Source organism: Acidisphaera rubrifaciens HS-AP3 (genome assembly GCF_000964365.1).
In the GTDB taxonomy this organism is placed as follows: Bacteria; Pseudomonadota; Alphaproteobacteria; order Acetobacterales; family Acetobacteraceae; genus Acidisphaera; species Acidisphaera rubrifaciens.
In genome coordinates, this window is the sequence record NZ_BANB01000291.1 from 1 (window position 1) to 8,696 (window position 8,696).

Annotated in this window: 10 protein-coding genes and 1 tRNA gene; 9 read left to right on the forward strand and 2 right to left on the reverse strand. The window is 69.2% G+C overall.

The window, feature by feature from the left end:
• Window positions 1-737: uroporphyrinogen decarboxylase family protein (locus B8460_RS09705; protein WP_052945200.1), on the reverse strand; the 737-nt coding region annotated here is incomplete at its 3' end.
• Between the two features lie 289 nt (window positions 738-1,026).
• On the opposite strand from B8460_RS09705, the gene B8460_RS09710 reads away from it, so the two are divergent.
• The 9 genes from B8460_RS09710 to B8460_RS09750 all read left to right on the forward strand — a co-directional run bounded on the left by B8460_RS09710 (window position 1,027) and on the right by B8460_RS09750 (window position 7,916).
• The gene (locus B8460_RS09710) at window positions 1,027-1,896 is read left to right on the forward strand and encodes a pyruvate, water dikinase regulatory protein (protein ID WP_048861397.1); all 870 of its coding nucleotides are present in this window, start codon (window positions 1,027-1,029) and stop codon (window positions 1,894-1,896) included.
• Complete coding sequence (locus B8460_RS09715) at window positions 1,893-2,504, forward strand: Maf family protein (protein WP_199445597.1); 612 nt, start codon at window positions 1,893-1,895, stop codon at window positions 2,502-2,504. The genes B8460_RS09710 and B8460_RS09715 overlap by 4 nt, the downstream gene beginning before the upstream one ends.
• A gap of 73 nt (window positions 2,505-2,577) precedes the next feature.
• Window positions 2,578-3,876 (forward strand): adenosylhomocysteinase, encoded by a 1,299-nt coding sequence (gene ahcY / locus B8460_RS09720; protein WP_048861398.1) that lies wholly within the window; start codon window positions 2,578-2,580, stop codon window positions 3,874-3,876.
• A 342-nt stretch (window positions 3,877-4,218) separates the two neighbouring features.
• Complete coding sequence (locus tag B8460_RS09725; protein WP_158322787.1) at window positions 4,219-4,464, forward strand: hypothetical protein; 246 nt, start codon at window positions 4,219-4,221, stop codon at window positions 4,462-4,464.
• Window positions 4,465-4,615: 151 nt separating this feature from the next.
• On the forward strand, window positions 4,616-5,323 hold the full coding sequence (locus B8460_RS09730) for a CoA transferase subunit A (RefSeq protein WP_048861406.1): 708 nt from the start codon (window positions 4,616-4,618) through the stop codon (window positions 5,321-5,323).
• 39 nt (window positions 5,324-5,362) lie between these two features.
• Complete coding sequence (locus tag B8460_RS09735; RefSeq protein ID WP_048861400.1) at window positions 5,363-6,013, forward strand: CoA transferase subunit B; 651 nt, start codon at window positions 5,363-5,365, stop codon at window positions 6,011-6,013.
• A 3-nt stretch (window positions 6,014-6,016) separates the two neighbouring features.
• Window positions 6,017-6,997 carry a D-2-hydroxyacid dehydrogenase family protein gene (locus B8460_RS09740; RefSeq protein WP_048861401.1) on the forward strand — a complete coding sequence of 327 codons (981 nt, stop codon included), beginning with the start codon at window positions 6,017-6,019 and terminating at the stop codon, window positions 6,995-6,997.
• A 66-nt stretch (window positions 6,998-7,063) separates the two neighbouring features.
• Window positions 7,064-7,139 (forward strand) — tRNA-Ala (locus B8460_RS09745).
• 102 nt (window positions 7,140-7,241) lie between these two features.
• Complete coding sequence (locus B8460_RS09750) at window positions 7,242-7,916, forward strand: SDR family oxidoreductase (protein ID WP_048861402.1); 675 nt, start codon at window positions 7,242-7,244, stop codon at window positions 7,914-7,916.
• 68 nt (window positions 7,917-7,984) lie between these two features.
• Here B8460_RS09750 and B8460_RS09755 read toward each other — a convergent pair whose 3' ends face one another.
• Complete coding sequence (locus B8460_RS09755) at window positions 7,985-8,581, reverse strand: glutathione S-transferase family protein (protein ID WP_048861403.1); 597 nt, start codon at window positions 8,579-8,581, stop codon at window positions 7,985-7,987.
• Window positions 8,582-8,696 lie beyond the last annotated feature (115 nt).

Below are 8,696 nucleotides of genomic sequence, written 5' to 3' on the forward strand. Positions count from 1 at the left end.
GGAAAGCCGATCAGCCGGACGCCCGGCGCACGCTGGCGCAGCGCCGCCGCGATGCGGGCGGCCGGGGCCGTGACATGCGCGGCGAACAGCTGCGGCGGCAGCACGCCGGCCCAGCTGTCGAACAGCATCAGCACCTCGGCCCCGGCCTCCGCCTGCCAAACGAGGTAGTCGATCGTCGTCTCGATCAGCACGTCCATCAGCGCGGCGAACAGGAGGGGGTCGCCATAGGCGAGGCGGCGCACGTCGGCATGCTCGCGCGAGCCGCCGCCCTCGATCATGTAGCAGGCGACGGTGAACGGGGCGCCGGCGAAGCCGATCAGCGTCGTCGTCGGATGGTCGCGGCGCAGCGCGGCCGCGGTCCGGCGCACCGTCTCCAACACCGGCGCGACGCGGTCGGCGAAGGCCGCGCGATCGAGTGCTGCGACCCCGGCATGCCCGTCGAGGCGCGGCAGCACCGGACCCACGCCCTCGTCAAAGCGAAGCCCGTGCCCGAGCGCCCAGGGGAGGATCAGGATGTCGCTGTAGAGGATCGCCGCATCCATGCCGTAGCGCCGGATCGGCTGCAGCGTGATGTCGGTGGCCAGCTCCGGCGTCGTGAAGGCGGCGAGCAGGTTCGCCGCCTCGGCCCGGGCCGCACGGTATTCGGGCAGATATCGCCCGGCCTGGCGCATGAGCCAGATCGGCGGTGGCCACACGGCTTCGCCGGACAGGACGCGCAGGATCGGCTTCTCGGTCATACCCGCCTGCATAACAGGAAAAGAGGAAAAGAGAATTGTGTGAGGGGGTAGCAGGTGCCTGTGCAAGATGGGGTACCCCGATCCCCGGCGGCGGTCCGCCGAACCGTCCACAGCCGCCCCGGCCGGCAACTCACGAAAACGGCTGGCAAAAACCGGGTTGTCCCGATCACCCGCCCGCCCGTCCCGTGCCATGCACAGGCCCCGCGTAACGCGCCGCCCATCCCCGGGTTTCTTTCCATCGGGCGCGCCGCTGCTGTTTTGCCGAGTTATCCACGCTATCCTGAGGGGTATGTTGACGAACCGGCTGAACCTGCATCTGGTCTCCGACGCCACCGGGGAGACGCTGAATGCCATCGCGCGGGCCACGACGGTCCAGTTCGAGCATGTCCAGATCCTCTATCACCGCTGGTCGCTGATACGGACCCGCTTCCAGCTGCACCGCGTGCTCGAGGGCGTCGAGGCGGAGCCGGGGCCCGTGCTCTCGACCCTGATGGACAAGGCGCTTCGTGGCGAGCTGGAGGCGGCGTGCCAGCGGGTGCGGGTGCCGCTGGTCAACGTGCTCGATCCGGTGATCGGCATGCTGCAGGACGCGCTGGGCGAGCAGGCGACGGCCCGGCCGGGGCGGCAATACGTGCTGGATGCCGACTATTTCCGCCGCATCGACGCCATGCATTATGTACTGGCGCACGATGACGGGCAGGCGCAGGCCGGCATCGCGGAGGCCGACGTGCTGCTGGTCGGCGTCTCCCGCAGTTCCAAGACCCCGACCTGCTTCTATCTGGCCAATCGCGGGATCAAGGCCGCCAACATCCCGCTGGTCCTCAACCTGCCGGAGCCGCCAGGGCTCGAAAACCCGTCCTGTCCGGTGATCGGCCTCACGCTCGATGCCGAGGCGCTGATCGAAATACGGCGCCATCGGCTGAAGCTGATCGCCCAGGGCCATGGCGGGGCGGCGGTCGTGCGCCACGACGTGACCGACTACGTGGATCTCGACGCCGTGAAGGCGGAGCTGCTGTGGGCGCGACGCCTGTGCACGCGGCGGGGCTGGCCGGTGATCGACGTGACCCGCCGGTCGATCGAGGAGACGGCGGCGACCGTGCTGCAGCTGATGGAAGCGTGGCAGGCGCGCCGCGCCGCCGGCCGGGATGGGGGCGGATGATCCAGTGCGCGTCGGTGCCGCTGGTGCTGGCCAGCCAGTCCACGGCACGCGCGGGTCTGCTGCACGCGGCGGGTCTGTCGTTCCTGACCTCTCCCGCCGATCTCGACGAGACGCCGATCAAGGCGGCGGCACGCGCGGCGGGCCGCGATGCGGGCACCGCTTCCCTCGCGCTCGCGGAGGCAAAGGCCTGCGCGGTCAGTCGCCGGCGCCCGGACGCCATGGTGATCGGCGCCGATCAGATCCTCGTGTGCGACGGACAGTGGTTCGACAAGCCGGCCGATCTCGCGGGTGCCGCGTCGCACCTGCGCGCCCTGCGAGGCCGGACCCATACGCTCGCCACCGCGGCGGCGCTGGCGCGTGGCGGTGAGGTGATCTGGCGTCACCAGGAGGCGCCGCGGCTGACGATGCGGGCGTTCTCGGATGCGTTCCTCGCCGCCTACCTCGCGGCCGAGGGCGATGCTGTCCGCGCAAGCGTGGGCGCCTATCGGCTGGAAGGTCTGGGCGCGCACCTCTTTACCGAGGTGCAAGGCGAGCATGCGACCATTCTCGGCCTGCCGCTGCTGGCCCTGCTGGCGGCGCTGCGGACGGAGGGCGTGCTGACGACTTGACCTCGATCGCCACCTTATGCTGCTTATATAGAGATATCCTTATATGTCTTGGTTCAGCACAATGGAGCGCCGGATGGCCGCCACCACCGACTACAAGGTCCGCGACATCGGCCTCGCCGACTGGGGCCGCAAGGAAATCGCCATGGCCGAGGACGAGATGCCCGGCCTGATGGCGCTGCGCGAGGAGTATGGCACGTCCAAGCCGCTGGCCGGCGCGCGGATCGCGGGCTGCCTGCACATGACCATCCAGACGGCCGTGCTGATCGAGACGCTGACCGCGCTCGGCGCCACCGTCCGCTGGTCGTCCTGCAACATCTTCTCGACCCAGGACCACGCCGCCGCCGGCGTGGCCGCCGCAGGCACGCCCGTCTTCGCCTGGAAGGGCATGAACGAGGAGGAGTTCTGGTGGTGCATCGAGCAGACCATCACCGGCCCGGACGGGTGGACGCCGAACCTCATCCTCGATGACGGCGGCGACCTGACGCTGTTGATGCATCAGAAGTATCCGCACATGCTGGCCGACGTGCGCGGCCTGTCGGAGGAGACGACGACGGGCGTGCACCGGCTGTGGGACATGGCGCGGGCCGGCAAGCTGCTGGTACCGGCGATCAACGTGAACGACAGCGTCACCAAGTCGAAGTTCGACAACCTCTATGGCTGCCGCGAGAGCCTGGTGGACGGCATCCGCCGGGGCACGGATGTGATGATGGCCGGCAAGGTCGCCGTGGTCGCCGGCTTCGGCGACGTGGGCAAGGGGTCGGCCGCCAGCCTGCGCAACGCCGGCTGCCGCGTGATGGTGACGGAGATCGACCCGATCTGCGCGCTCCAGGCGGCGATGGAGGGCTATGAGGTCGTCACCATGGACGACGCCGCGCCCCGCGGCGACATCTTCGTGACGGCGACCGGCAACGTGGACGTGATCACGATCGATCACATGCGGGCGATGAAGAACCGCGCCATCGTCTGCAACATCGGTCACTTCGACAGCGAGATCCAGATCGAGGCGCTGCGCAACTACCGCTGGGAGAACGTCAAGCCGCAGGTGGACGAGGTTCTCTTCCCCGACGGCAAGCGGCTGATCGTGCTGTCCGAGGGCCGTCTGGTTAACCTCGGCAACGCGACCGGCCACCCGTCCTTCGTGATGAGCGCGTCCTTCACCAACCAGGTCCTGGCGCAAATCGAACTGTGGCAGGCGCCCGCCGGCAAGTACGAGCGCAAGGTGTACACCCTGCCGAAGCATCTCGACGAGAAAGTGGCTGCCCTGCACCTCGCCAAGGTGGGTGCCCGCCTTACGCAACTTTCACCGAAGCAGGCCGAGTATATCGGCGTCCCCGCCGCCGGCCCGTTCAAGCACAGCGAGTACCGCTACTGATCGGTAAACGCTGAGAAAAATCCAGGGTCCGCGCGACAGAACCGCAACCCTAGATTGTAGAACATTTTGGCCCCGCGTGCATGAAGTGCGCGGGGCCATTATGTTTTTATGGCATCCGTTCAGGGCCATATGGACTTCCTATGCCGTCATGCATAAAGTAAGCACAACCAAAACGCGCAATCTTAAATAACGCGCGAGGATGCGACTGCGGCGGAGGAACCGCGTTCACTGGTCGGCCGACATGGATCGTCGATGCGGATCGGACGCGGCCAGTCAGGAGCCGAATCGACGGTCGGCAGGACCTGGGTCCGGTTCAGGGGGTTACCGAGGATGAGCCTTTTGATGACGACGGCTTTCGATGTCGGACCCGCGAGCGGTTCGCTGCCGATGACCCAGGCGCTTCGCCGCCGGCTGGGCAGCGTCACCAACGACGCGCAGATGCGCGACCTTCTGTACCTGGAGGCGTGGGAACGCGACCCGCAGCCCGGCGCCGGCGCCGCGCTGCGCATCAACCAGATCCGTCGCGCCAACCCCGAGCTGGCCGCGGAAATCCGCGCCGAGCTCTCGCACCCGCTGCGTCCCGCCTGATCCCGCCGGGCCAGGCGCGGGGCGCGGTCCCGCACGCCGGATCTGAGCGACAGACGAGCCGACAGACGGGCGGCGGCGCAGCGTTGCACCATGTGCGCCGGGATGGCAGCTTGCCGCCGACACGACACGGCAGGGAGCGCCCGCGATGGCCATCACGAAAGTCTATCCCGACGCGACGGCGGCACTGGCCGGCATCCTGCGCGACGGCATGACCATCATGGCCGGCGGATTCGGCCTATGCGGCATCCCGGCGACATTGATCGAGGCGATCCGCGCGAGTGGCGTGAAGGGTCTGACGGTCGTGTCCAACAATGCCGGGATCGACGGCGCGGGCCTCGGCCTGCTGCTGGAGACGCGGCAGATCAGCAAGATGATCAGCTCGTATGTCGGGGAGAACAAGCTGTTCGCCGAGCAGTACCTCGCGGGCGAGCTGGAGATCGAGTTCAACCCGCAGGGCACGCTGGCCGAGCGCATCCGGGCCGGCGGCGCGGGCATCCCGGCCTTCTACACCGCGACCGGCGCCGGCACCGTGATCGCCGAGGGCAAGGAGACCAAGGTCTTCGACGGCCGTACCTATGTGATGGAGCGGGGTCTGCGCGCCGATCTGTCGATCATCCATGCGTGGAAGGCCGACCCGGAGGGCAATCTCGTGTTCCGCAAGACCGCCCGCAACTTCAACCCGGTGATGGCGACCGCCGGCGAGATGGTGGTGGCGGAGGTCGAGGAGCTGGTCGAACAGGGCAGCTTCGACCCCGATGCCATCCACACGCCCGGCATCTACGTCAACCGCATCGTGAAGCTGGCGCATGTGGAGAAGCGCATCGAGCAGCGCACGGTCCGCAAGCGCGAAGCCGCCTGATCAGACACCCGCCGATCACCTGAAAGGAGCCGCCGCAACATGGCCTGGACACGCGACGAGATGGCGGCCCGCGCCGCCCGTGAGCTGCAGGACGGGTTCTACGTCAACCTCGGCATCGGTATCCCGACGCTGGTGGCCAATCACATCCCGGACGGGATGCAGATCCAGCTGCACAGCGAGAACGGCATGCTCGGTACCGGCCCGTTTCCGTTCGAGGGCGAGGAGGATGCCGACCTGATCAACGCCGGCAAGCAGACGGTCACGGAGCTGCCGACCACCAGCTATTTCAACAGCGCCGACAGCTTCGCCCTGGTGCGCGGCGGGCATATTGACCTGTCGATCCTGGGCGCCCTGCAGGTGGCCGAGAACGGTGACCTTGCGAACTGGATGATCCCCGGCAAGATGGTCAAGGGCATGGGCGGCGCCATGGACCTCGTCGCCGGCGTCCGGCGCGTGGTCGTCCTGATGGAGCACACGGCCGGGGGCAAGCCGAAGCTGCTGCGCGCCTGCACCCTGCCGCTGACCGGCAAGGGCGTGGTCAACATGGTGGTGACCGAACTCGGCGTGTTCGACGTCACGCCCGGCGGCTTCGTCCTCGCCGATGTGGCACCCGGCGTGAGCGTGGACGAGATACGGAGCAAGACCGAGGCATCGTTCGCGGTGCATCCCGACCTCAAGCTGGCCGCCTGACCGATGGCTGCGGGCGGCGCGCCGGCGCGGATCGCCGTCCTCGACGACTATCAGGGCGTCGCCCGCGCCTGCGCCGACTGGTCGGCGCTCGACGGGCGGGCGGACGTGACAGTGTTCCGTGACCATCTCGACGACGCGGAAGCGCTCGTCGCCCGGCTGCTGCCGTTCGACGTCGTCTGCGTGATGCGCGAGCGCACGCCGCTGCCGGCGCCGATCATCGCGCGGCTGCCGAATCTCAAGCTGATCTGCTCCACCGCCGCGCGCAACGCCTCGATCGACGTCGCGGCGGCGGCGGCGCGGGGCATCCCTGTCTGCAACACCGGCTACACGTCGCATGGCGCCGCGGAACTGACCTGGGCGCTGCTGCTCGCCGCCGCCCGCCACGTCCCGGCGGAGGCGGCGTCCGTCCGGGCCGGAGGCTGGCAGACAACGGTGGGCGGCGACCTGTACGGCCACACGCTCGGTCTCGTCGGGCTCGGCCGGATTGGCGCGATGATCGGCCGTGTCGGCCTCGCGTTCGGGATGGAGGTGATCGCCTGGAGCCAGAACCTTAGCCCCGCGCGCGCGGCCGAGGTCGGCGTGCGGGCGGTGGACAAGGCGACGCTGTTCGCGACCGCGGACTATGTGTCCGTCCACCTCGTCCTGAGCGACCGGTCGCGCGGCATCGTCGGCGCGGACGAGCTGGCGGGGATGAAGCCGACGGCGTGGCTGGTGAACACCTCGCGCGGGCCGCTGGTGGACGAGGGGGCGTTGATCGACGCGCTGCGGGCCGGGCGGATCGGGGGCGCCGCGCTCGATGTCTACGACGTGGAACCCCTGCCCCCGGCGCATCCGCTGCGCACGCTGCCGAACGTGCTGGCGACCCCGCATGTCGGGTTCGTCACGCGCGACACCTATGCGGTGTTCTACCGCGACACCGTCGAGAACATCGTCGCCTGGCTGGACGGCGCCCCGATCCGCGTGACCGAGGTGCGTCCCGGGTAGGTCTGCCCGGCGTCCCGGGCGGTCTTGTTCCCGCAAGGAGCCCGGCGTATAGAGCCCGGCCTGCGCGGGGCCATAGCTCAGTTGGGAGAGCGCCTGAATGGCATTCAGGAGGTCAGGGGTTCGACTCCCCTTGGCTCCACCAGCGCCGCCAGCCGAACCGATACCGACCGGACCCGCCGCGAGGCGTGTTTTCTTTGCCGGTCGGCCACCCCACGTGCTGCGCGGCAATCAGACGAGGTAGGACATGGCGAAGGAAACGGGGCGGGCGCTGCTGGTCGGCGCGTCGCGCGGGCTGGGCGCCGGGCTTGTGTCGGCGCTGTCGGCACGCGGCTGGGACGTCACCGCGACGGTACGCGACCCGAAGCGCGGCGCGCCCGAGGGGGCCGCGTCGGTCGAACGGGTGGATATCGACGAGCCGGCGCAGATCGAGGCGCTGCATGGCCGTCTCGCGGACGCGCGCTTCGACCTGATCTTCGTCGTCGCGGGCGTCAGCACGGCTGATCCGACGACGCCGATCCACCGGGAATCCCTCAGCGAGGCGCTGCGCCTGTATCGCACCAACGCGATCAGCCCGATCGTGTTCGCCGAGGCTTTTGCCGACCGTCTCGCCCCCGGCGGGATGGTGGCGCTGATGAGCTCCACCCTCGGCAGCATCGGCCGCAACACCGATGGCGGCTATGACGCCTATCGCGCGAGCAAGGCGGCGCTGAACATGCTCGCCCGGTCCTTCGCCGCCCGGCACAAGGGTATCGGCGTGCTGATCATGCATCCGGGATGGGTGCGCACCGACATGGGGGGTCCGCAGGCGCCGCTCGACGTGGAGACCAGCACGAACGCGATGGCCGAGGCGATCGCGGCCCGTCGAGGGCTTCAGGGCGTGGCGTTCGTCGACTGGGAGAACAAGGAAATCCCCTGGTAGCAGGGCGTCCGGCGCGGCGCGCTTGACACCTGCCGGCGTGCGGGTCGCCCCGCACGCCGCGCGGGCGACTATGCCGCCGGGATCGTGCGGGCGATGCCCGGCTCCTCGGCGAAGGCGACTTCCCAGGCTGTGAGCTTGGGGTGACCCTCCCGCCAGGTGTCGGCGGCGAAGCGCAGATCGAGATAGCCCAGCGCGCAGGCCACGGCGATGCTGCCGATATCGGCCGCGCGGTGCGGCGGATCGGCTTCCAGCACGTCGAGCGCGCGCTCCACCGCCGCCTTGTGGCGCGCCATCAGCGCGTCGCGCGCGTCCTCGCGCGGGCGGCCCATCTCCATGCGACGCCCGACCGCGGCATCCATGATGCCGTCCGCCAAAGCCTGGAACTTCAGGGCCCGCCAACGCTGCGCCCCGTGCGACGGAAACAGCGGCAGCGCGTCGCCGACCGTATCGAGGTACTCGCAGATCACCGGGCTGTCGAACAGCGAAAGCCCGTCGTCCGTCACCAGGCACGGGATGCGCGACAGCGGATTGACCGCGAGCAATTGCGGCGGGGAGACATGCGGATCGGTGCGCAGCAACTCGATCTGCCCGTCGATGCCGCGGGTGATCGCGCACGCGACGACCTTGCGGGCATAGGGGCTGGTCGGCGAGTGAAACAGTTTCATCGCATCATCCTTGTGTGAGGCGGTGTGTGAGGCGGTCCGGCAGCGGCGACCGGCGCGCGGCGGTGCGTTCGGGGCGCCGGATCAGAAACGGTCCTTGCGCGCGCGCAGTTCGCCG